We start from the raw sequence: 22,520 nt of genomic DNA on the forward strand, positions 1-22,520 counted from the left end.
TCGGCCTCTCCAAAATCCTCGAAAACATGGAGCTCGGCCACAACGTGATGCACGGCCAGTACGACTGGATGCAGGACCCGGAGTTCCACTCACAGACCTATGACTGGGACAACGCCTGCTCGGCCATCGCCTGGCGGCACTCGCACAACTACGTGCATCATACGTTCACCAACGTCGTCGGCCGCGACCGCGACGTCGGATACGGCTTCCTGCGCCTCTTCCCCGAACAGCCGTGGCACCCGGCGTATCTGTTGCAGCCGGCCGCGAGCCTGCTGCTCGCGCTCGGCTTCCAGTGGGGCGTGGCCCTGCACGATCTCGAGCTCGAGCGTGTGCTTCGCGGCGAGAAGTCGGTCGAACAGCTGCGGAGGGAGCTGAAGCCGGTGCTGCGGAAGGCGCGGCGCCAGCTGCTCAAGGATTACGCGATCTTCCCGCTGCTGGCCGGCCCGTTCTTCGTGCCGGTGATGGCCGGTAACCTGGGGGCCAACCTGATCCGTAACGTCTGGGCCTTCATCATCATCTTCTGCGGCCACTTCACCGAGCGCGTGGAAACCTTCCCGGAATCGGTGCTGGAGAGCGAGACCCGCGGCGAGTGGTATCTGCGCCAGCTGAAGGCTTCGAGCAATCTGGATGGCGGCCGACTGTTTCACATCCTGAGCGGTAACCTGAGCCACCAGATCGAGCACCACCTCTTTCCGGACGTGCCCGCGAATCGGTACGCGGAGATGGCGGTTGAGGTGAAGCGTATCGCCGCAGAGTACGGCCAGCACTACAACACCGGCTCGTTCGCGCGGCAGTTCGCGGCGGCGATGAAGCGTATCGTCCGCTACGCGCTGCCGAATGTCGCACCGGTCCGTCGCGCCGTCGACATCTTGGTTGAGCACGTGGGACGGTTGCACGGCGTCGAAGCATTGCGGGCATAGCGGTCGTGGCTCAGGGCGACGCATCACCCGAGCTCGTGCCCGGGAAGCGTGGCGCCCGTACGAAGTCGGGCCGGTCGCAGGTCCAGCACTTGACCTTCGGCCAGAACTCCCGGAGGGGCACCTCGAGCCCGCGGCACACGGTGATGGGCATCCTCATCCGGTCGGGCATGCAGTAGTCGCATTCGACGGTGGCCCGCGTCTCCACCCGCTCGAACCAGGGCTTCAGGTACTCCTCGGGAATGTTGACGGCGATCACGACCTCCCCCGACCCATTTCCCGGTCCCCAGAGATAGTAGTTCTGGTAGCCGCTCACGGCTCCCGGTAGGCGGTATCGTCTTCCGAAGAAGTCGATCGCCCCCGCTTCACCGTAGGCAGCCCCCCAGATGATGGCGCGCGATCTCTCGGCCGGCGGGAGGCTCTCGTAGACCTTCGCGACCTCGGCAACCAGCGACTCCCAGCCGAGCTCGTCGGCGAAGATCTGCGGCACCTCGCCCATCCGCCGGGTCTCGGGCCTCACCTCCCTCATCGGGAGCATGGCGAGGTACTTCGGCAGCGCGGAGATCGGCAGAACCGGCAGCGCGTAGGGCGCGAGCAGCGCTCCCCCGACGAGCAGTGTGGCGAGGGCTGCGGGTCGGAGCCAGCCGAGGCGCGACCGCGCGCTCAGGCGTTCGAGCGCGACGCTGCCTGCGGCCATGGGGAGGGGATAGATCGGGGCCAGGTAGTAGGTCTTGGCCTGCATCGCCATGAACCAGACGAACGACACGAGGAACGTCCAGCCGAGGAACCGGAAAGGCTTCGCGCTCCGATTCCTCAGGAGGAAGACAGCTCCCGCCAGCCACAGCGGAAAGGTGAGCGGGTGAACGATCTGGATCTGCCCCTGCACGAACTCGAGCGGCGTGACCGGCTGGTGCTGGTAGAGCTTCGCGTTGCGCAGCACCTCGAGCGTCGGCCAGCCGTGATCGATCTGCCAGAGGAGATTCGGGAGCGCGACGAGGAGCGCGAGCAGCGCGCCGGCGGGCATCCACCTCGTGAAGAGAAGCCGGCGCTGCGCCGTGAGGAGGAGCCCCACGGCCAGGGCGATCGCGAAGAAGGCCATCGAGTACTTGTTGAGGAAGCCGCCGCCGGCAACGAGGCCGAACGGCAGCCAGTACCTCGGGTCCTCCCGCCGCACCATCCGGATCGAAATCCAAGCGCAGGTCATCCAGAAGAGCGGCTCGAACGCATTCATCGTGAGGACGCCGTGGAGGGCGAGGTAGACCGGCGCGATGAGCACCGCGACGGCGGCGGCGATCTGGGCGAAGCGGCTGCCGCCGAGCTCCCAGGCGATCCGGCCGGCGAGGAACACGAGCAGAGCGCCCGAGACCGCCGAGAGGAAACGGATGGCGAGGAGCGAATCGCCGAGCAGGAGCCGCGACCCCTTCGCCACCGCGGCGACGAGCGGCGGAAGGTCGACGTAGCCCCAGGCGAGATGGTCGCCGCAGGCGAGGAAGTAGAGCTCGTCGATCCAGTAGCCGTATCGCCCGCTCAGGACGAGGTGGAGGGCGAGCTTCGCGAGCGCGACGCTCGCGAGCATCGTGACGTCGCTCCTGCAGGGGGTCAGCTCACGCCGCACGTCGGCCTCCCCTGATGCGGACGCTTCTCTCCCACTTTTCCATCGAGAGCCAGCCCGTCTTCCAGCGTTGACACCCCAGCCCAAGCGATATTCGTTCGACTTCGCACCGCCCGGCTCCGGGATCCTCGACTGACGACCCCCGGTGCCTCGCCATCCAGACGAGGTCGACCATGCGAACGTCGCGGAGCTGCTTGCTGCTGGCAGTCGCCACCCTCATGAGCCACGCACAGCTTGCCCGGGCGCAGTGTCCGGGCGGCGGCTTTCCGCCCCCCGACCCCATCTGCGTGCCGACGGCCACCTGCACCCGCTATGGCAACGACCCGGTGCCGTACGATCCCGCCGATGTCGCCGTGATGCCGAGCTGCTTCGGCGGGACACTGCTCGGTCCCGTCGCGGATCGCAACGGGACGCCGCGCTACGCGTGCCTGTACCAGCCGGCTTCGGCATCCACCCGGCCGCTGCCGCTCGTCGTCTATCTCCACCCCTCGCTCGCGACCGCCGACTCGGTCTGGCAGGTGACCAACCTCACGACCTTCGTGAACAGCGCGAACGTGACCGACGACTCCGGCCGCCCCGGCTTCATCCTGCTCGCGCCCGAAGGACGGAAGACCTGCCACTACTACCCGCAGCCGGATCAGCGTCAGCCCGGCTGGGACAACTGGTACCGCAACTTCGACCCGAGCGACGCCGCCGAGAACGTGGACGCGTGGGCCATCGACCGCTTCGTCGCCCAGCAGGTGGCGAGCGGCAGGGTCGACACGAACCGGATCTACGTGACCGGCTGGTCGAACGGCGCTGCGATGGGCTACCTCTACGGCCTCACCCGGCCGAGCATCGCGGCGATCGCGGTCTACAGCGCGCCCGATCCCTTCCACGCATTCAACGACCCGTGTCCGCAGGTCCCCGTCGTGAGCGGGTCGAGCACCGTGGACCGACTGCGTATCACCAACCTGCGCGTGCCGACCATTCACGTCCACAACGACTGCGACATCGTCGGGCTCTGTCCGAACGGCGAGCGGCTCGCCCGGCAGCTCCTCCCGCTCGGCATCGGCGTGCAGGACGCGATCATCGACACGGCGAGCTTGCCCGCGAACGGCTGCGTCGACGCCTGCGGGACCGACCCGAACGCGAGCTACGACCCCTGCACGAACCCGGGGGGCTCCACGATCGGGGTGGGCAACCACGTGCGCTGGCCCGACGACTGGGCTCCGGCGATCCTCGATTTCTTCCGGGTGCACCCACTCTACGCGCGCGGCCGCTAGCCGCGGCGCCCGAGCCCTGCCTCGCCGCCGGCTGACCGGCGCGGTCGTCCGAAGCCCGCCGCCCCGGCGGCCCCGCGTCCTCCTTGCGCGAGCGGCGCCGCTCGGGCAGGCAGGCTCCCACCTCCATGTTCCCCCGGGACTTCTGGCTCTACCTCGCGAGCCGGTTCTGCAGCGCGGCCGCGATGATGATGCTCCGAGCGGCGATCGCCTGGCACGTGTTCGCGCTCTCGCACTCGGCCTTCCACCTGGGGCTCGTCGGCCTCGTCCAGTTCGTGCCCGTGCTCTGCCTCATGCTGGTGGGCGGCGTGCTCGCCGACACCTACGATCGCCGCACCATCATGATGCTGGCGCAGGCGGTGCCGCTCGCGGGCTCGCTGGTCCTCTGGCTCGCGACCCGCAGCGGCCTGGCGAGTCTCCCGCTCCTCTACGCGATGGTGGTGGCGGTCGGGGCGGCGTGGGCCTTCGACAGCCCGTCGCGCGCGGCGCTCCTGCCGACGCTGGTGGCACGGGACGCCTTCCCGCGCGCGGTCACCATCGCGGCCACGAACCAGGCGCTCGCCTTCACCACCGGCCCCGCCCTGTGCGGCTGGGTGATCGCCGCCGCGGACGTGGCGAGCGTCTACGCCGTGCAGGCTGGGCTCATCGCCGCCTCGCTCGTGGCGCTTGCGCTGCTCCGCTCGCGGCGGCGGGCGACGGCCGGCGGGGTCGTCAGCCTGGCGGCGATCCGCGAGGGGCTCCGCTTCGTGCGCCGCAACCCGGTCGTCCTCGGCTGCATGACCCTCGACATGTTCGCCGTGATCTTCGGGGGCGCCGCCGCGCTCCTCCCCATCTACGCCACCGAACTCCTGCGGGTCGGCCCGCGGGGCTACGGGCTCCTCACCTCCTCGCTCGAGCTGGGCGCGCTCGTGATGTCGCTCGCGCTCACCATCCTGCCGCCCATCCGGCGCGCCGGGCGGGCGCTGCTCGCCGCGGTGGCGGTGTACGGACTCGCCACCATCGTCTTCGGGCTCTCGCGCTGGTTCCCGCTCTCGGTGCTCGCCTACATGACGGTCGGCATGGCCGATCAGGTGAGCGTCGTGATGCGCGGTACCGCGATCCAGCTCTCCACGCCCGACGCGCTCCGGGGCCGGGTGAGCAGCGTCAACATGATCTTCATCGGCGCCTCCAACCAGCTGGGCGCCGCCGAGTCGGGCTTCGTCGCCGCCCTCACCAGCGCGCCCTTCTCGGTGGTGAGCGGCGGGGTGGCCTCCCTCCTCGTGCTGGGGATGGTCGCCGCGGCGCTGCCGCCGCTCCGGCGCTATCGGACCGATGGCGCGGTCGCCTGACGCGCCGCCCGCTGCCGCGTTGACCCTCGCGGGCGTGCGGTGGTAACGCGCTCCCATGGAGCGCGCGGTCGTCATGATCGGCATCGGCGGGCAGGGCATCCAGCTCGTCGCCAAGCTGCTGGCCCAGGCCGCCATCCGCGAGGGCAGGCAGGTCATGATGTTCGGCCTCTTCATGGGGATGATCCGGGGCGGGTCGAGCGAGTCGACGGTCGTCATCGCCGACCGGGAGATCGTGAGCCCGCCGATCGTGCCGTCGGCCTGGGCTATGCTCGCGATGCATCCCGAGGGGCTGGCGGTGCTCGGCCGGAAGGCCGAGCCCGGCGGCGTGCTCGTCTTCAACTCGAGCCTGGTGACCGCGCCGCCCGCGTGGGACGGGATCAGCTGCGTCCCCGTGCCCGCCACCGAGATGGCGAAGGCGATCGGGCAGCCGATGGGCGCCAGCATGATCGCGCTCGGCGCGCTCGCGGCCGCGACCGGGCTCGTCGCCGACGCGTCGCTGCACGCGGCGCTCGGCGAGGTGCTGCCGCCGCACCGCCGGAAGCTGATCGACGCGAACACGCTCTGCATCAGGCGCGGCGCGGAGCACGTCGCGCCGGCGGAGCGGGTCCCAGCCTGGGGGTGAGCGCGCGGAGCGTGGGGGTATTGTCGGACTCTCTAACGCCAGCTACTCAAATTAGATGGAGTATCTCCCCGTCACAAAACCACATGATTGGTACGGTGGGAGCCAAGAGGGCGACACCCATCGCGCGTCGGAGGATTCGATCCCTATGATCGAACGCAGCACCGTCGCGCACATACGGGCACCGTCCGGGACCGCGGAAACGGAACGCGGGGCATCCTTGTCCCTGGAGACGCAGGCGGCTCGGGCCCCGAGGTGGCGCGTGTGCGCGTGACCGGCATCGAGAGCCGTCGCGCTGAGGCGGTTGCGCGATTCTCCGCGACGATGGACCAACCGGGCGTCCGCGACGAGATCGACCGCCTCGTCGAATCCCTGTGGTCCTCCCGCGTTTCGGGGGAGATGAGCCTCCATGTGCTCAAGGCGCACCGGCGTCGCTGCACGTTCGCGGTTACCGTGGAGACGAGCGACGGAACGCGAAGCGTGATCGGGAAGGTCTACGATGTCGACCGCTCGGACGTCTTCGTCGCGATGCGGTCGATCGTCCAAGCCGGATTCGGTCCTCCCGCGGAGTTCGCGATTCCCGTACCGCTGGCCTATCTGCCCGCGTTTCACGTCCTGCTCGAGGAGAAGGTGCCAGGGACGCAGGCGAAGGCCATCTTCATCGACGGCGACCGCGATCGGCAGATCGCAGCGGCCCGGCGGTCTGCAAGCTGGCTCGCGCGATTTCATCTGAAGGCACCGCGGCTCGGCAACCTCGAGACGCCCGAGGGGTTCATCGAACAGGTCCGTCACTGGGCGCACGAGATCCAAAGCGCCGGGGGCGAGCTGGCGGACAAGGCGGAGTCGCTGCTGCGAGTTCTGGAGGACGCGGTTCCCGGTCCCGACGGGCCCGAACTGCACGCCGCGCACGGCAGCTACATGCCGGAGCACGTGATGCTGAGCGACCATCGCGCGGTCACGATCGACTTTGATGATTGGCTTGTGGCCGACCCCGCCCACGATGTGGCTTGGTTCATCGTGTCCCTCGCCCGACTCGGCCTGAAGAATCGGGGCTCCCTCCGGGTTCACGATCGGTCCGTCGACGCGTTCCTGCAGGCGTACGTCGCGTCAGGACCACGAAATGCGCTCATGCATCTGTCCTTCTACCACGCCGCGGAATGTCTGCACCGGGCGTACCTGGATCTGTCCAAGCGAATGCCCGAATGGTCCGAGATCATGCTCGAGGAGGGACGCCGCGCACTCGGGTGAGTCCCGCCCCGATCTCGATTAGCCCGGTGGGGACCCGCCTGCGGTGCCTCCAAGCTCGCATCCTTTATGACCAGCCTGGTGTTCGGCGCTGCGTCGGGGTGGCTCAGCCCGTGGAGCGTCGGACTCATAGGGTTCCGCCGTGAGTGACCCACGGCGCTCCTGGGGCATCCGGAATTAGGACACTACCGAGCGCCGCCGAGTCGTTGACCCTCCGGGACCCGCGTGTTACGGCATCGCCTGGATGCCGCGCCAGCCCGCGACCGTCACCATCGACATCGAGACCTGCAAGGGCTGCGTGCTGTGCGTCGAGGTCTGCCCGCCGCGCGTGCTGGTCATGTCCGAGGACACGAACCGCATGGGCTACCGCTATCCGCTGCTCCTCGACGGCTGCACCGGCTGCGAGCTCTGCTACAAGATCTGTCCCGACTACTGCTTCGAGGTGTACCGCGGGGCCGCGGCATGAACGAGCGCGCTGCGATGCGGTGTGCGGGACGTGACCATGACTAAGGTTCTCATGGAAGGGAGCCACGCGATCGCCGAGGCGGCGATCCAGGCGGGCTGCCGCTTCTACGCCGGCTATCCGATCACGCCCTCGACCGAGATCCTCGAGTACATGTCGCACCGCCTGCCGCAGGTGGGCGGCGTGTGCATGAACGCCGAGAGCGAGCTCGAGGCGATCAACATGGTGTGGGGTGCGGCCGGCTGCGGCGTGCGCGCCATGATCGCGTCGACCGGGCAGGGCATCAGCCTGATGCAGGAGTCCTTCGCCGAGCTTGCCAACGCCGAGATCCCGTGCGTGATCGTCAACATGATGCGCGGGCAGGGCGACTACTTCCAGGCAACGCGCGGGGGCGGGCACGGCGACTACCGCCACCTCGTCCTCGCGCCGCACACGGTGCAGGAGGCGGTCGATCTCGTGATGCTCGCCTTCCACGTCGCCGACCGCTGGCGCAACCCGGCGCTCGTGCTGGGCGACTTCGTCCTCGGCCACACCTCCGAGGCGGTCGAGTTCCGCCCGCGCGACGAGAGCGACCTGCCGCCGAAGACGTGGGCCGCGACCGGCAAGGGCAGCCGCGCGTCGCTCAACGTGACGCCGCTCGGCTCTCCCGAGAAGCTCGACCTGAAGCCCGGCGACCACTATCAGGCGATCGCCGCCAAGCTGCCGCGGATCGCGGCGGCGGAGACGCGCGCGGAGACAGGCCTCCTCGACGACGCCGAGGTCGCGGTGGTCGCCTTCGGCTCGCCGGCGCGCTTCGTCAAGTACGCGGTGCACGCCTGCCGTGCGCAGGGCATGAAGGTCGGATGGGTCCGGCCGATCTCGCTCTGGCCCTTTCCGGCCGAGGCGGTGGCCGCGGCGGCCGGGCGCGTGCGCGCGCTCGCCGTCTTCGAGCAGAACGCCGGGCAGATGATCGACGACGTGCGCCTCGCGGTGCTGGGCAAGGTGCCGGTCGTGCCGATCGGCGGCATCAGCCACGACCCCTCGGGCTTCGGCGTGGGGCCGGCGCTCGCGCCGGCCAACATCATCGCGAAGATCGCGGAGGTCTATCGCGGCAAGGCGGCGGCATGAGCACGCCGGAGCTGAAGAAGGTCTCGGCCAAGCCGGACCTGCTCCTCTCGACGCACCACTCGCTCTGCCCGGGCTGCGGCGAGCCGCTCGCGCTGCGCGTCATCCTCGAGCTGCTCGCCGAGCTGGGCGTGGCGGAGCGGACGATCTGCGTGTGCGGCATCGGCTGCTACACCGCCTTTCCCGGGATCATCGACGTCGACGTCCTGCAAGCGCTCCACGGGCGCGCGCCCTCGGTCGCGACCGGCGCCAAGCGCGTCCTGCCCGACCGCTTCGTCTTCACCCTGCAGGGCGACGGCGACATGGTCTCGGAAGGTCTGCAGGAGATCATCCACAGCGCGGCGCGGGGCGAGAAGTTCACCGCCGTGCTGCTCAACAACGGCGTCTTCGGCGAGACGGGCGGGCACATGACCTCCACCAGCGTGCTCGGCCAGCGCACCAAGACCACCATGGACACGGGTCGGGTGGCGGAGAAGCACGGCTACCCGATCAAGATCGCGGACCTGATCGCCCAGGTGGACGGCTCGACCTACGTCGCCCGCGGCGCGATGCACACGCCGGCCGCCATCGCCTGGACGAAGCGCATCCTCGGCGAAGCGTTCCGCGTCCAGCTCGAGGGCGAGGGCTTCTCGTTCGTCGAGGTACTCACCATGTGCCCGACGGACTGGTACGTGGAGCCGTCCGAGACGCCGGACTGGATCGAGCGCAACTTCACGGGCACGTACCCGCTCAAGATCCTCAAGCACCCCTGAGCGTCCGGTCCGCAGCGCTGGCGCTCTTCCTCGTCGCGGCGTCTCCGGCCGGCGCCGTGAACCATCTGATCGCCATCGACGAGGTGCTCGGCAGCTGGCAGGGCGACGACTCCGTCCAGTTCGTCCAGCTCCGCATGCTCGCCGCCGGGCAGCAGCTCCTCTCCGACGGCGGCGGCACGCGCGGCCCGGCCGTGCTCGTCTTCGACGACGCGAACGGCTCGCCCGCCACGCGGCGGGTCTTCACCTTCACGCACGACCTGGCCATCGGACTCGCGGGCTCGCGCATCCTGCTCGCCACGCCCGGGCTCACGAGCCTCAGCGGCTTCCCGCCCGACTTCGTCCTCCCGGCGGGCATGCTCGCGCCGCGCGACGGCCGGGTGTGCTACTTCGTGAACCCGCCGCAGGCCTCCGGTCAGCCGACGGGCGTGATCGACTGCGTCGCGTACGGCAAGTTCACGGGCGAGAACGGTTCCTTCGGTCAGCCGACGCCGATCACCCCGGACAATCGCGCGCTCCGGCGCGTTGCGCTCACCGGCGGCAACGTCGACGACTGGAGGGGCGTCCTCGAGCCCGATCCGACGAGCGACGCCGGCAACGACAGGACGCTCTCCACGCTCTGTGGCGACGGCGCCATCTCGCAGGGCGAGCTGTGCGACGGCGACGCGCTCGGGGGCGCGACCTGCGCCTCGCTCGGCTTCGCCTCGGGCACGCTCGGGTGCGCGCAGTGCCATTTCGACACCAGCCGCTGCTCGTTCTGCGGCAACGGCGTGATCAACGGCCGGGAGGAGTGCGACGGCGCCGACCTGGGCGGGCGGACCTGCGCCGCGCTCGGCTTCACGGGCGGCGCGCTCGGCTGCACCTCGGCCTGCCGCCTCTCGACCCGGGGCTGCGACCCCACCTTCTTCGTGCCGGGCGGAGGGCCGCCCGGGCCGGAGTGCCTGGCCGAGTGGCAGGTGACGAACGCCGGCGGCCGCCCCGGCGCGGACGGGAAAGCGCCCGTGCGCCAGCGCTGCCGCGACGGCGACAAGGGCTGCGACGCCGACGCGGCGGCGGGCACCTGCACGTTCAGCGTCGCGCTCTGTCTCGACCGCGCGGACGCGCGCCTGCCGCGCTGCCGCCCGGCGGCGCCGATCGAGAGCTGGACGCTCGTGAAGCCCACCTCGGGCGCGGACATGGAGGGTCTGCTCGCGGCCGCGGCGCACCTCGGCCCCTCGTCGGCGGCGGGCACCACGCTGACGTTCTCGCCCCCGCTCGATGCGAGCGAGCGCTGCACCGACCCGGTGGCGATCGTGGTACCGACGCGCGGTCGTCGGCCCGGCGTGCGCGTGTTGCGCGCGCGCACCACGGCCGCCGGCGGCCACCCGCGCGACGTGGACGCGCTCAAGCTCGTCTGCGTCCCGTAGCGCCCTTGCGAGGGCGCGGGGCGCGGCTCACAATCGCCCGCGATGGCCGGTCCGGACCTCCCCGGCCGTGGGACCGCGGCGAATCCTCCGAACCGCTACGAGCCGCTCCACGTCGAGCTCGAGCCCGACCCGGACAGCGACACCCCGCCGGCGCCCACCGTCTTCTACCGCGACACGAGCCGCACGATCCTGGCCGAGAACGACAGCCCCGACATCGGCTTCCGGTTCAGCCTGAACCCGTATCGGGGTTGCGAGCATGGATGCGTGTACTGCATGCACTCCGATACAACGATCCTGCACGCCGACATGGCATGGCGGCCGATCGGTGGGGTGCGCGTCGGCGACGTCCTCTTCGGCTTCGACGAGTTCCCGGAGCCCGGACGGACCCGGAAATTCCGGCCCGCGGTGGTCGAAGCGGTGTGGTGGTCGAGACGCCCGACGCTGCGCCTCGTCACCGAGCGGACGGAGGTCGTCACCACGGCGGAGCACCGTTGGTTGCAGGCTCGGAATTTTCGCTGGTCGGAAACCCGAGAGCTCGCCGCCGGTCGCCAGCTCCGCTACGTGCCTGTTGTTGCCGAGGACTTCGACGACGACTATCGCGTCGGGTACCTCGCCGGGATGACGCTTGGCGACGGGACGTTCCGCGACCAGCCTGGGTGGCGGAGCGCATGTCTCGGCTTCCCGGTCGCGTACTGGCGCGTCGCCCTCGCGGACCAAGAGCCGCTGCTCCGACTCGTCGAAATCCTCGCCCGTTTCGGAGTGGAAGCTGGCATCAGACCGTTCCGCACCCGCCCGCCCGCGCAGCGAACCATGGAGGCGGTCGAGGTGCGCTCGCTGGCCCGACTCGCGATCATCCATGCGCTTCTCAACACAGAGCGCGACAGCCGCAGCTACCGCCGCGGGTTCCTCGCCGGGTTCTTCGATGCCGAAGGGTACAGCGGCGGTTGCCTCCGCCTCTCGCAGGTCGACGTCTCGGTCCTCGAGCGCGTTCAGCGATACGCGGCCGGGCTCGGCTTCAGGTTCGTGCTCGAGCCTCGTCCCGGGCAGGCGAGCACACTTCGCCTGACAGGCCGCCTCGTCGACCGGATCCGCTTCTTCTCGACGTGCCGCCCGGCGATCTTCCGCAAGATGGGCGCGCTGTACGGCTGCGAGATGAACGTTGAGCCCGAGACCGTGCTCGCCGTCGAGCCGGGGCCGGTCGTGGACGTGGTCGACATCCAGACCTCGACGGGCACCTTCTTCGCGGCCGGGCTGGCGACGCACAACTGCTACGCCCGCCCGACGCACGAATACCTCGGCTTCAGCGCCGGCCTCGACTTCGAGCGCCGCATCATGGTGAAGGAGGACGCACCGGCCCTGCTGCGCCAGGCGCTCGCCGCGCCGCGCTGGGAGCCGCAGGTGGTCGCCCTCTCCGGCAACACCGACTGCTACCAGCCCGTCGAACGCCGGCTGGGCATCACGCGCCGCTGCCTCGAGGTGTTCGCCGAGTTCCGGAACCCGGTCTCGGCGATCACCAAGTCGGCGCTGGTGGCGCGTGACGCCGACCTCTTCGCCGAGCTCGCGCGGCACGGCGCGGCGCACGTCCTCTTCTCGGTGACCACCCTCGACCCCGACCTCGCCCGGCGCATGGAGCCGCGCGCCGCCCGCCCTGAGCGGCGGCTCGAGGCGATGGCGGCCCTCGCGCGGGCCGGCGCGCCGGTGGGCGTGTTGATCGGGCCCGTCATCCCGGGCCTCAACGACGCCGAGATCCCGCGCATCCTGGAGGCCGCGGCGCGGGCCGGAGCGCAGAGCGCGAGCTGGGTGCTCCTCCGCCTGCCCAAGCCCGTCGACGAGCTCTTCGAGCGCTGGCTCGAGGAACGCTACCCGGAGCGCCGCGCCCGCGTCCTCGCCCGCATCCGCGACACGCGTGGCGGGCGCCTCAGCGACTCGACCTTCGGCCGCCGTCAGCGCGGGCAGGGCGAGTATGCGAACCAGATCGAGGCGCTGTTCGCGGCCGCGGCGAAGAAGCACGGGCTCGACCGGCCCCTGCCGCCGCTCTCGATCGAAGCGTTCCGCCGGCCGGCGCGCGCTGGCGAGCAGCTGACGTTGCTGTAGCTACCAGGCCGCCGCGGGCGCAGACCCTTGTCGGGCTCAGCGCGTCGGGCGTACAAGGCCGCGCATGCACATTGAGCCCTTCCGCATCGCCGTCCCCGACGCCGTCCTCGCCGACCTGCGCGAGCGCCTCGCGCGCACGCGCTTCCCCGACGAGATCCCCGGCTCGGGCTGGACCTACGGCACGGACCTCGCCTACCTGCGCGACCTGGTCGCCTACTGGCGTGAGCGCTTCGACTGGCGCGCGGCCGAGGCGGGGCTCAACGCCTTCCCGCAGTTCCGCGCCCGCGTCGGCGGCCTCGGCATCCACTTCATCCACGTGCGCGGTACGGGGCCGGCACCGCTCCCGCTCGTGATCACGCACGGCTGGCCGGGCTCGGTCGCGGAGTTCATCGACGTCATCGGGCCGCTCGCCGACCCGGCGCGCCACGGGGGCGATCCCGCCGACGCGTTCGACGTGGTGGCGCCGTCGATGCCGGGCTATGGCTTCTCCGATCACCCGACCGAGCCCGGCATGGACCCCGAGCGCATCGCAGCGCTGTGGGCCGCGCTGATGGCGGGCCTCGGCTACGGGCGCTTCGGCGCACAGGGCGGCGACTGGGGCGCGATGGTGACGACGTACCTGGGCGCGCGCCACGCCGCGCGGGTGCTCGGCATTCACCTGAACATGGTGATCGCGCTGCCCGAGGACCCGCAGAACCCCTCGCTCGAGGGCCTCACGCAGGAGGAGATCGTCGACCTGATGGCGGTGCAGCAGTTCCTGAAGGAGGAGACCGGCTACCAGCGCATCCAGGGCACCAAGCCGCAGACCCTCGCCTACGCGCTCAACGACTCGCCCGCCGGCCTGGCCGCCTGGATCGTCGAGAAGTTCCGCACCTGGAGCGACTGCGACGGGGAGATCGAGCGCCGCTTCACGAAGGACCAGCTGCTCACCAACATCATGCTCTACTGGGTCCCCGAGACCGCGAACTCGTCGTGCCGCCTCTATTACGAGGCGGTCCACGCCGACAAGTTCCCGCCCAGCGGCTTCCACGTCGAGGTGCCAACCGGCTGCGCCATCTTCCCGAGGGAGATCATCAAGCCGCCGCGCGCCTGGGCCGAGCGCGTCTTCAACGTGCAGCGCTGGACGCGCATGGAGCGGGGCGGCCACTTCGCGGCCATGGAGGAGCCGCGCGCGCTGGTGGAGGACGTCCGGGTGTTCTTCCGGCCGCTGCGCCGCGGCCGCTGACCGCTCTTGGGTCTCGCCGCCGTCGACCTCCGCCTGTCCGGGTCATGGGTGCCGATCAATTGGCCCAACCGGCGCTGGACTGGGTCGATCGAGGCCACCCACGAGTTCGCCACCCTCCTCGTCGTCACTACGTCCGACCTGGTGCGCTGGGCCAAGTCCGAGATCGGCGGCACTCATGGACTGCCGATCACCCTCGACGTCCATCCGCTCAGGGAGGGCGATCCCGAGGCTCAGATCATGTTCGTCGTCGACGGCGGGTGGGTCACGGCGTTCAAGGCCGCGCTTCCTTCGCCGTCCTACCTCCCTGCCGTGACCCTGCCGTCATCGCCGCAGGCGGGCGTGCTGCACACCATCTTCACCGCCAGCACGGCGCCCCCGGCTTCTTTCGGACTTCTCTTCCTGGCGCGCCGCGACGTTCGCGTCGGGCGTACCGGCATCTGGCGCAGTCGCCCGGACCTCATCGGCCTTCTGCCGACGCTGCTCTTCCCGGCTTTCCAGGGCGGACGCCAGGGCAGCTTCATGCTCGAGAAGCCGGGCTAGGGCGGGGCCAGGGCCGGAGCGCCCGGCGGTCGGGAACCGAGCCGACCAGGGGTGTACTCGATCGGGGCTTCGAGTCCGACGGAGCGGACACCCGGCGAGAATGCCGGCCGCCCCCGCCGCGCCGGACGGCCGGCAAGGGGTTTGCTCTGGCGAGCAGGCATGGGCGTCAACACGATCATCTCGATCTCGGCCGAGGCCCCCACGCCGCCTCCAGGCGGACCACGCGAGCCGGCGCGGGTGATCCCGCTTGTCGCCTACCGCCGGCGGGTCGCCCACATGGAGCGGGACCGCGCCCTGGACGCGGAATGGAATCGGCTCTCGATCCTGGTCGCGGAGGCGGTCTGCTGGCGCGATCCCGAGAGCGTGGCGGCCGTCGGGGCGTGCTTCGCCCGCCTGGAGCGGCTGGTGCGCGCGGACTGGGGCGCCGACTAGGAGGCCGTCCGGGTAATCATGGCGGCTGCGGCGAACGATCCGGGGGCTGCGAGCGGCGTGCTCGCTCCTCCCTTCTGCGGCGTCCAATTCCCGGCGCGCGTCCCGCGCGCCGCACCTCGTCGGTCGTCGCTGCGCTTGCCGCTCTCGCTCCCCGGCTCGTTCGCCTCGCTCACCATGATTACCCGGACGGACTCCTAGGCGCGTCCCCGGAACGGCTATCAACGTCCTCGCGGTCGAGCGGCTTGATGCGAGCCTTCGCCGGGACGACAGCTTCGGCAAGGGAGGCGTCGTTCGCGTACCCGGCTCTCACATGTTGTTTCTCGGCGTCGCGACAACGGGCGACGCACGAATCGTCGTGGCGGCGCAGCGCCCAACGCCGCCTCTGAAATGTGGGCCGTCGTGCCTACGCGCACTCAGGAAGCGGAGGCACACCCTCGTGCTCGTCCGCTTCCGCCAGTAGCACCCCCCGCAGTCCGTCAGCTTCACGGACACGGCGAGCGGCACGTCCGTCGCCAGCGCGCGTGACTTTGCGCCTACCGTCCCGAGGTGTCCTCGGACCTGGCGTTGGTCTTGCTCTCGACCTCCCGCCAGGTGCCGTCCTCCACGCGGTTGAAGACGAAGTTGAAGGAGATATTGCTTGACCAGAAGAGATGGCTGAGCGGGCGCTCGTTTGCGCTCACGATGGCCCCCTTGAGGCCGGCCCGCTCCACGTCTTGACGGAATACATCCCAAATGGCGAGCACCTCCCGGTGGAGCGCAGCCTGGTCATCGAGGTTGAGATCGGTCTGGTACTTGAGTATCAGCGCAGCGTCGCCCTTCGTGAAGAACATCTTCCCGACGCCGAGCACCTTGACCGTCTGCCCGGCGACGGTCCCTTATGGGCGACCCAGACCGTGGGAACACCAAGTCGTCAGGTGCCGTGCGGCGGTCCTCTCGCAATCGGTCGCCCTAGCCATGCGTTATCCGAGCTTCCGCTGAGCTTCGCGGATCGTTTCGTAGACGCGCCGTGGTTCCGGGATCAGGTCGAAGGAAGGACGAGCGTAGCCGCCCATTCCGGGCCAGCTTGGGGTTACGAACGTAGCCCACGGCGCCCATGAAGCCGCCGAGCCGAACGTGATTGTTCCCGTACCGCCCCGGTGCTCCGACAGCGACACGTCGGACAGCGAGCGGAGGTCGAAGCCACGCAGGGTCGTTCGGATGACTCCCGTGAGGATCAACGCACGCTTGTTGGTGATCCCATAGATCGTGTTTGCACGCATGCGGGCGTCAGTGATGAAACGTCCGAATATGATGTACAGGCCAACTAGAACGAAGGGGACTCCCCAGAGCGGGGCAAGAATTGGACTATCGTGCGGTGCCCTCGAATGCGGAGTCCCATGAAGGGTCACCCATTCCCAAAAGATCGCGAAGCCGCCCCACAGAAGACTGAAGGGGATGAGCAAGGCGTCCACCCCACGGAGGACGAATCCTTGCTTCGGCCGCCCGGTCCAGAGTAGCCGTTCGTCGGGGTCTAGCTCGCTCGCCAGACGACTCTCGGGGGGAGCCTCCACCGAGCACGCGCTTACCACATGAGCGCCCTGGAAATCGACGGTCGGCCCTTCGCGACGGGTTGGACCTTCCGATAGACTCCTCGCCCCGTCGTTGTGATCCCTACAGGTGCATGACGGATTCGACGTGCGCTGGCCCGGCGTACCAGGAACACGAGCCCGAGGTCCCGGAGCCCGGCGCTACTCGTCGCGGTGGCGCCAGTGACAGTACGCGGGGTTGTACCAGGGCGAGGAGATCACAGTACGGATCGGCGCCATACGGGTACGGCGGGTACTCGGAATAGGACGGGACGCCGAACGGTAAGCCCAAGGCGACGAGGCCGCCGAACCCGTGACCGCGGTGGTGATCGCAGAAGACGCCATGTCCGAGAAAGGCGGTACGCCGCCCCGTCCTCGCTATAGCTGCCCCGTTCGCGAAGGTAGAAGGCGGCGATCGCGCCTTTGGCTAGCAGCGAGATCAAGAGGAGGACCGACGTGAGGATGAAGTGCAGAACGGCGCCGCCGACCGGAACGATGTAATTCAGGAGGCTGAGCGCGAGTGGCGGGCAGAGGACATAGAGCGCCGACCGAGGCCACGTCTGGCCGATCATCGCGAAGCCAATGCCTAACGCGCGCCACGCCGAACGTGTGGTATACGCCAGTGCCGGCGTGACGAAGGTGAGCGCGAAGTCCATGGCGATGACGACGGCCGCCATGTCTACTTGGAGTGAGAGCGGGATGGGGTCGGGGTCAAGAAAGTCCATCCCGATGACGCGAGCGAGAGAGAAAAAGACCGCCAAGAAGGTGATGCCGAACCAGAACGCGAGCATTAGGAACCTGCCCAGGAACGGCTTCACGAGCCGGAGTAAGTGCGGCAAGGGGACTGGCCTGCCCTGGAGATGCCGCTGGAAGAAGACCCGCTCAACACCATACCAACCAGCGAGGAAGAACATGCTCGCGATACCGACCACGCTCCGAACGTCGGAATCGTGCCCAGAGCGTGAGTCGCCACATACGAGCAGCATCAGCGCGAGCGACACGAGCGGCACCGAGGGTTGGCTGAGGAGCGCCCGCGCCGCCGAGGCGAGGTCAGCGCCGAAGCCGACTCGCGACGGACTTGAATCAGGTGGAAGCGGTCCGGGCATGCTCTACCTCCACCTCGTTCCATCCCGCCCATCGCGAGACGGCGGGCAGCCGGGGTCGTGTTGGCAGCCCTCACCCGAGCTTCTGTTGCGCCCCACGAATGATCTCGTGGACCCGGCGCGGCTGCTCGATGAGTTCGAGGATGGGTCGTGCGTAGCTTCGCATCCCCGGCCACGGATTGCCACGGGACCAAGGTGACCCATCATCCCCGAACTTGAGCGTACCGATCCCGTCCCGGCGTTCCGAAACGGAAATATCGGTGAGGGATCGGAGGTTGAACCCGCGCACGGTGGTCCCGAACAACCCGCTGAGGATCAGGACCCGCCTGTCGGTGATCCCGTAGATTGTCCTTGCCCGCATGCGAGCATCGGTAATGAAACGCCCGAACATGATGTACAGACCGATGAGGACGAAGGGGACACCCCACAGCACGAAGAAGATCGGTACGTTGTGGTGTGCCGCCTGAGAACGCCACGACTCACGGACGACCATCGTCTCCCAAAAGATGGCGAAGCCACCCCACAGGAGACTGAACGGGATGAGCAAGGCATCCACCCCACGCAGGACCAATCCTTGTTTCGGCCGGCTGCTCCCGAGCAGCCGCTCGCCGGGTTCTAGCTCGGCCGCAAGGCGGCTCTCCAACGGGACCTCCATCGCCGCACGCCGTACCACAGAGCGCTCTAGACATCGAGGCTCAGCGCGTCGCGCTTGTTCGAGCCTTGCAGTACTGCGCCCGGCGACCCGTCGGTTGAGACTCTGTGGCGTCTGCGCTCTTGCGAAGAGGGGCGAATCCGTTTAGTATTCTAGGTGCATCCAGAAGAGACCAAACCGGTCTCGCCAACCGAGGCTGACGACGCCCACGGTGGTCTGAATGATGCGGTTCGAGCGGGCAAGCTCGGACTAAAACAAGCGCGTCACCCTGGGGTCGCTGGAGGCGATGACGGGTGACAGAAAGGGAATGTCACCCATGAATACGCCGCCCCCGCATTCCGCACCGTTGCCCGCCGAGGAGGTTCACGCCGGCAGGCGCCTGACCGAGGCACTCGTGCAGGCGGCTGCCGAGCACGCTCGCGAACACGGAGCCTCGATCCCGGCTGCCCGGCGAGACGCCGTGATCGTCGGCGCCCTCGTCACCGCCCTCGGCGCCGTCAGCGCGGCCATAGCGCGGGCGCACCGCTTCGATCTTGCGGAGTACGAGGAGTTCCTGACCGGCTACGTCGCCCGCGTGTTTCAGTCCGAGTCTGCGCGTCCAGTCTACCACTGAGTGAGCCGGTGCCGCCCGTGTCGTGGCGGCACGTTTGGCTGCACGGCGGTCCGACGACCCACGCCCCCGAACGGGGAGAATGGAGCGAGTCGAGAGTGAAGCGTGGTGATGTTTCCTTTTCTGATCCCGTTCCAGGCTTTCGGGTCTCGAAGTTTCGAGTCGCTCTTGTTCGAGAGGGCAGCATCCCGACCACCTGGGACAAGACGGTTCGCGAGCCCGGCGACGTGGCGAGACTCATGGCGCCGCTGCTCGTTGACCTCGACCGCGAGACATTTTGGGTTGTGATGCTCGACGGCAAGAACCGCGTGATCGGGGTCAACCTCGTGAGCGTCGGCTCCCTCAACGCCGCCTTGGTTCACCCACGGGAGACGGTCAAGGCGCTCATCCTCTCGAACTCGGCGGCCGCCATCCTCGTCCACCAGCACCCCTCGGGCAGCCCCGAGCCGTCCAGGGAAGACCTGGCGCTCACAGAGAGGCTGCGTGCCGTGGGCGATCTGCTCGGCATCCGCATCCTCGATCACGTCATCCTCGGACACGACGGCGCCTTCCGCTCCTTGGCGGACGACGGCGTGCTCGGAGGTGGGCGATGAAGCGGGTGGGTTGCTATCTCCGCGTCTCGACCTCGGAGCAAACGGTCGAGAACCAGCGCAATGACCTCCGTGCGTACTGCGCCGCTCGTGGATGGAACAACGTGATCGAGTACAGCGACACGGCCTCGGGTACCCGCGAACGCCGGCCTGGCCTGGACCACCTCATGAGCGAGGTGAAGTCCCGCCGCGTCGATGTCGTGGTCGTCGCGGCGTTCGACCGCCTCGGACGATCCGTGCGGCACCTGGTCGAGACGTTGGAACTCCTTCGTCACCTTGATGTCGAGTTCATCAGTCTGCGCGAGCAGATCGACACGGGGTCGCCGTTGGGCCAGGCGGTGTTCACGATCATCGCGGCTATCGCGCAGTTGGAGCGGTCGCTCATCGTGGAGCGCGTGAAGGCCGGTCTTCGTCGTGCTCGGGCCGAGGGTAAGCGCCTGGGCCGGCCTCGGCTCCGCGTGGATCACCGCCGTCTGGAGAGCGTCGCTGCACGCAAGCTGCCCGTTCGCCTCGCTGCTCGCGAGCTTGGCGTCAGCCCGTCGTCGTACCTGCGCCTGGTCCGCGCCCAGGTAGCATCATCGTCGGAGCCCAGGAGCGCCAGCTGTGTCTGAGCGAAGGTGGCAACTGTTCGCCGTGCGGTGCGCGACCTGTGAGAAGCTGCTCATGACGGCGCTGCTCATCGGCGCTGCCGAGATCAAGCAGTTCGAAGACCATCTGCGCTCGTGTTGGCAGCGCGACCCGCTCCCGGATAACCCGACGATGGGCGAGGTCATGCGCCGGCTTCGAGTCGCGGTGGTGGACCAGGCGTAGAGAGAGCATCTCGCCTAATGGCCGATTACCCCCGCTTCACCGACCTGTAAGCCTCCCGAGGGTCGAGAGCATCACGCTCCATGATGTACCCGGGGAGGAGCATCAGACCGAGGTGGTGAAAGGAGAAGCGAAGCGCGTATGAGCACGACGTTCCAGACCAGCCCCAAGTGGCTCTGGACGAGCGAAAGTGTCACCGAGGGGCACCCCGACAAAGTCTGTGACCTGATCGCGGACGCGGTCCTCGATTGGTGTCTGGCGCAAACCCCGAACGCCCGCGTCGCCTGCGAGGCGAGCGTCAAGTCGGACGCCGCCCGCGACTGGGTCTGGGTCTACGGCGAAGCCACGCCCCTGCCGCCCGTTCGGGTGGTTGAGGACCTGGTCCGCCAGACCCTCACTGCCATCGGCTACACGGACCGCGCCTTCGGCACCAGCGCCGAGAGCGCGACCATCGAAGTGCGGCTCGTCGACCAGTCGACCGACATCGCCGCCGGCGTCGACGAGTCCCTCGAGGCGAAGGCAGGCGCCCCGAGCACGCTGGACACCGGCGCCGGCGACCAGGGCATGATGATCGGCTTCGCCTGCGACGAGACGCCCGAGCTGATGCCGGCGCCGATCGCGCTGGCCCACCGCCTGACCCGCCGCCTCACCGAGGTGCGCAAGTCGGGGCGGCTGCCTTGGCTGCGGCCCGACGGCAAGAGCCAGGTGAGCGTCGAGTACCACTACGGGCGCCCGGTGCGCGTCGATACGGTGGTCCTCTCGGCGCAGCACGCGCCCGAGATCTCACACGCGGCGATCGAGGACCAGGTGCGGAGGTACGTCATCAACGCCGTGGTCGATGCCCACCTGCTGGACCCCAACACGCACTACTTGATCAACCCCACGGGGCGCTTCGTGATCGGCGGCCCCTACGGCGACGCCGGTCTCAGCGGGCGGAAGATCATCGTCGACACCTACGGCGGCATGGCCCGCCACGGCGGCGGCGCCTTCAGCGGCAAGGACCCGACCAAGGTCGACCGCTCGGCGGCGTACTGCGGTCGCTGGGTGGCGAAGAACCTCGTCGCGGCCGGCCTCGCCAGCCGCTGCGAGGTGCAGCTCGCGTACGCCATCGGCGTGGCGCGCCCGGTCAGCGTCGCGGTCGAGTGCTTCGGCACCGAGACCGTGCCGGTGGAGCAGCTCGCCCTGGGAGCACACCGACAGGGTCGAGGCTCTGAAGGAGGCCGTGGAGGCGGCCTAGCTAGCTTAGCTAGTCGAGCTGCTACACGAGCTCAGTCGCGAGCGACAGGTGATCCTGTTCACGCAGGAGAGCGATGTGCTGACGTGGGCGGGCCACAGCCTCATCGGGCTGGATGACCGGCTGGTGAAGCTCGACGGCGCGGTCGGGAGCCGAGAGCGCTGATGCGTTCTTCTTCGTCATCATCGGCGTCGTTGTAGTTATAATCGTCCAGCAGCAACGGCGAGATGCTAAGGCCGCGCTGGCGCTCCTTCGCCAGGAACGCGAACGGCAAGAACGCGAGCGGGTGATCGAGCTCGATCCGTCCGCGATCGAGCGCGGGGGGGAAAAGGAAGGAACGTTCATGAATGATGGCGAGAGCCGTGAAGTCGCCTCCGGCTCGATTCGTCCGAAGGTGACGGGCCGAGGCTGAAGCGCTCGCCCCAGAGGGCCTTCCGCGCCGCGTGACCGAAGAGGTAGGAAGGAGTGCGACACCGGCTCGTGCATCAACGGCCTCGCTGTGAATGATGGGCTCTTCAGGGGCGTGAACGGCGGTGCAGTCGAGCGGAGCGAGCACGGGCTAGACCGCACGCGAGACGGAGGTTTCCATGGAGATCGCAGGCAAGGTGGCCGTCGTCACGGGGGGAGGGAGCGGCATCGGTCGCGGGATCGGCCGGGCGCTCGCCAAGCGCGGTGCGGACGTCGTGGTGGCTGACGTCGACGCCGCGCGCGCGGCGGAGGTTGCGGCGGAGCTCGAGGACGCCGGGGTGCGAAGCATCGGCGTCGCGTGCGATGTCACGGAGCGCGCGTCGGTCGACGCCCTCGCCGAGCGCGCGTGGGCGGCGCTCGGACGCGTTGACCTCCTCTGCAACAACGCTGGCGTCGGCACGCTCGGGGCGGTCGCGGACACCCCGCTGCGGGATGCGGAATGGCTCTTCGCCGTGAACGTCTGGGGCGTCATCCACGGATGCCAGGTATTCGTAC

General features: G+C 69.1%; 23 protein-coding genes. 17 read left to right on the forward strand and 6 right to left on the reverse strand.

The window, feature by feature from the left end; all coding sequences use genetic code 11:
- The coding region (locus E6J59_17395) for an acyl-CoA desaturase (GenBank protein ID TMB17081.1) at positions 1–920 on the forward strand (920 nt) is incomplete at its 5' end.
- Between the two features lie 10 nt (positions 921–930).
- Here the strand turns inward: E6J59_17395 and E6J59_17400 are convergent.
- Entirely contained in the window at positions 931–2,532 is a 1,602-nt protein-coding gene (locus E6J59_17400; protein ID TMB17082.1) for a glycosyltransferase family 39 protein, read from the reverse strand.
- A gap of 170 nt (positions 2,533–2,702) precedes the next feature.
- Here E6J59_17400 and E6J59_17405 point away from each other — a divergent pair, with 170 nt between their 5' ends.
- From E6J59_17405 to E6J59_17460, 12 genes are all read left to right on the forward strand, one after another.
- Positions 2,703–3,794: a hypothetical protein gene (locus tag E6J59_17405; GenBank protein TMB17083.1), complete on the forward strand. Its 1,092-nt coding sequence runs from the start codon at positions 2,703–2,705 to the stop codon at positions 3,792–3,794.
- Between the two features lie 125 nt (positions 3,795–3,919).
- On the forward strand, positions 3,920–5,119 hold the full coding sequence (locus E6J59_17410) for an MFS transporter (GenBank protein TMB17084.1): 1,200 nt from the start codon (positions 3,920–3,922) through the stop codon (positions 5,117–5,119).
- 55 nt (positions 5,120–5,174) lie between these two features.
- Positions 5,175–5,741 carry a hypothetical protein gene (locus E6J59_17415; GenBank protein TMB17085.1) on the forward strand — a complete coding sequence of 189 codons (567 nt, stop codon included), beginning with the start codon at positions 5,175–5,177 and terminating at the stop codon, positions 5,739–5,741.
- A 267-nt stretch (positions 5,742–6,008) separates the two neighbouring features.
- A complete protein-coding gene (locus E6J59_17420; GenBank protein TMB17086.1) occupies positions 6,009–6,986 on the forward strand; it encodes a hypothetical protein in 978 nt (325 codons plus the stop codon).
- 241 nt (positions 6,987–7,227) lie between these two features.
- Positions 7,228–7,449: a 4Fe-4S dicluster domain-containing protein gene (locus tag E6J59_17425; GenBank protein TMB17087.1), complete on the forward strand. Its 222-nt coding sequence runs from the start codon at positions 7,228–7,230 to the stop codon at positions 7,447–7,449.
- Positions 7,450–7,485: 36 nt separating this feature from the next.
- Positions 7,486–8,553 carry a hypothetical protein gene (locus tag E6J59_17430; GenBank protein ID TMB17088.1) on the forward strand — a complete coding sequence of 356 codons (1,068 nt, stop codon included), beginning with the start codon at positions 7,486–7,488 and terminating at the stop codon, positions 8,551–8,553.
- Positions 8,550–9,302 (forward strand): hypothetical protein, encoded by a 753-nt coding sequence (locus E6J59_17435; protein TMB17089.1) that lies wholly within the window; start codon positions 8,550–8,552, stop codon positions 9,300–9,302. The genes E6J59_17430 and E6J59_17435 overlap by 4 nt, the downstream gene beginning before the upstream one ends.
- Before the next feature lie 56 nt (positions 9,303–9,358).
- Entirely contained in the window at positions 9,359–10,705 is a 1,347-nt protein-coding gene (locus tag E6J59_17440) for a hypothetical protein (protein TMB17090.1), read from the forward strand.
- Between the two features lie 1,152 nt (positions 10,706–11,857).
- Positions 11,858–12,799 carry a PA0069 family radical SAM protein gene (locus E6J59_17445; protein ID TMB17103.1) on the forward strand — a complete coding sequence of 314 codons (942 nt, stop codon included), beginning with the start codon at positions 11,858–11,860 and terminating at the stop codon, positions 12,797–12,799.
- A 64-nt stretch (positions 12,800–12,863) separates the two neighbouring features.
- Positions 12,864–14,024 (forward strand): epoxide hydrolase, encoded by a 1,161-nt coding sequence (locus tag E6J59_17450; GenBank protein TMB17091.1) that lies wholly within the window; start codon positions 12,864–12,866, stop codon positions 14,022–14,024.
- A gap of 6 nt (positions 14,025–14,030) precedes the next feature.
- Positions 14,031–14,564, forward strand: a complete 534-nt coding sequence (locus E6J59_17455) for a hypothetical protein (GenBank protein TMB17092.1) — start codon at positions 14,031–14,033, stop codon at positions 14,562–14,564.
- A 159-nt stretch (positions 14,565–14,723) separates the two neighbouring features.
- Entirely contained in the window at positions 14,724–14,996 is a 273-nt protein-coding gene (locus tag E6J59_17460) for a hypothetical protein (protein TMB17093.1), read from the forward strand.
- A gap of 533 nt (positions 14,997–15,529) precedes the next feature.
- On the opposite strand, the gene E6J59_17465 is transcribed toward E6J59_17460, so the two are convergent.
- From E6J59_17465 to E6J59_17480, 4 genes are all read right to left on the reverse strand, one after another.
- Complete coding sequence (locus E6J59_17465) at positions 15,530–15,844, reverse strand: hypothetical protein (protein ID TMB17094.1); 315 nt, start codon at positions 15,842–15,844, stop codon at positions 15,530–15,532.
- 111 nt (positions 15,845–15,955) lie between these two features.
- Positions 15,956–16,447: a PH domain-containing protein gene (locus E6J59_17470; protein TMB17095.1), complete on the reverse strand. Its 492-nt coding sequence runs from the start codon at positions 16,445–16,447 to the stop codon at positions 15,956–15,958.
- Between the two features lie 332 nt (positions 16,448–16,779).
- Entirely contained in the window at positions 16,780–17,493 is a 714-nt protein-coding gene (locus E6J59_17475) for a hypothetical protein (GenBank protein ID TMB17096.1), read from the reverse strand.
- A 244-nt stretch (positions 17,494–17,737) separates the two neighbouring features.
- Entirely contained in the window at positions 17,738–18,319 is a 582-nt protein-coding gene (locus E6J59_17480) for a PH domain-containing protein (GenBank protein TMB17097.1), read from the reverse strand.
- 627 nt (positions 18,320–18,946) lie between these two features.
- Between E6J59_17480 and E6J59_17485 the strand changes: the two genes are divergently transcribed.
- The 3 genes from E6J59_17485 (at position 18,947) to E6J59_17495 (ending at position 21,676) form a co-directional block, all read left to right on the forward strand.
- Positions 18,947–19,519: a DNA repair protein RadC gene (locus E6J59_17485; protein TMB17098.1), complete on the forward strand. Its 573-nt coding sequence runs from the start codon at positions 18,947–18,949 to the stop codon at positions 19,517–19,519.
- On the forward strand, positions 19,516–20,127 hold the full coding sequence (locus tag E6J59_17490; protein TMB17099.1) for a recombinase family protein: 612 nt from the start codon (positions 19,516–19,518) through the stop codon (positions 20,125–20,127). Before E6J59_17485 ends, E6J59_17490 begins: the two co-directional genes overlap by 4 nt.
- Positions 20,128–20,464: 337 nt before the next feature.
- Positions 20,465–21,676, forward strand: coding sequence for a methionine adenosyltransferase (locus E6J59_17495; GenBank protein TMB17100.1), 1,212 nt, complete (start codon positions 20,465–20,467; stop codon positions 21,674–21,676).
- Here E6J59_17495 and E6J59_17500 read toward each other — a convergent pair.
- Entirely contained in the window at positions 21,661–22,113 is a 453-nt protein-coding gene (locus E6J59_17500; GenBank protein ID TMB17101.1) for a hypothetical protein, read from the reverse strand. The two genes, E6J59_17495 and E6J59_17500, sit on opposite strands and share 16 nt — an antisense overlap.
- A 31-nt stretch (positions 22,114–22,144) precedes the next feature.
- Here E6J59_17500 and E6J59_17505 point away from each other — a divergent pair.
- A partial coding sequence (locus tag E6J59_17505) for an SDR family NAD(P)-dependent oxidoreductase (protein ID TMB17102.1) occupies positions 22,145–22,520 on the forward strand: 376 nt, incomplete at its 3' end.

This window comes from Deltaproteobacteria bacterium (assembly GCA_005879795.1).
In the GTDB taxonomy this organism is placed as follows: Bacteria; Desulfobacterota; Binatia; order DP-6; family DP-6; genus DP-6.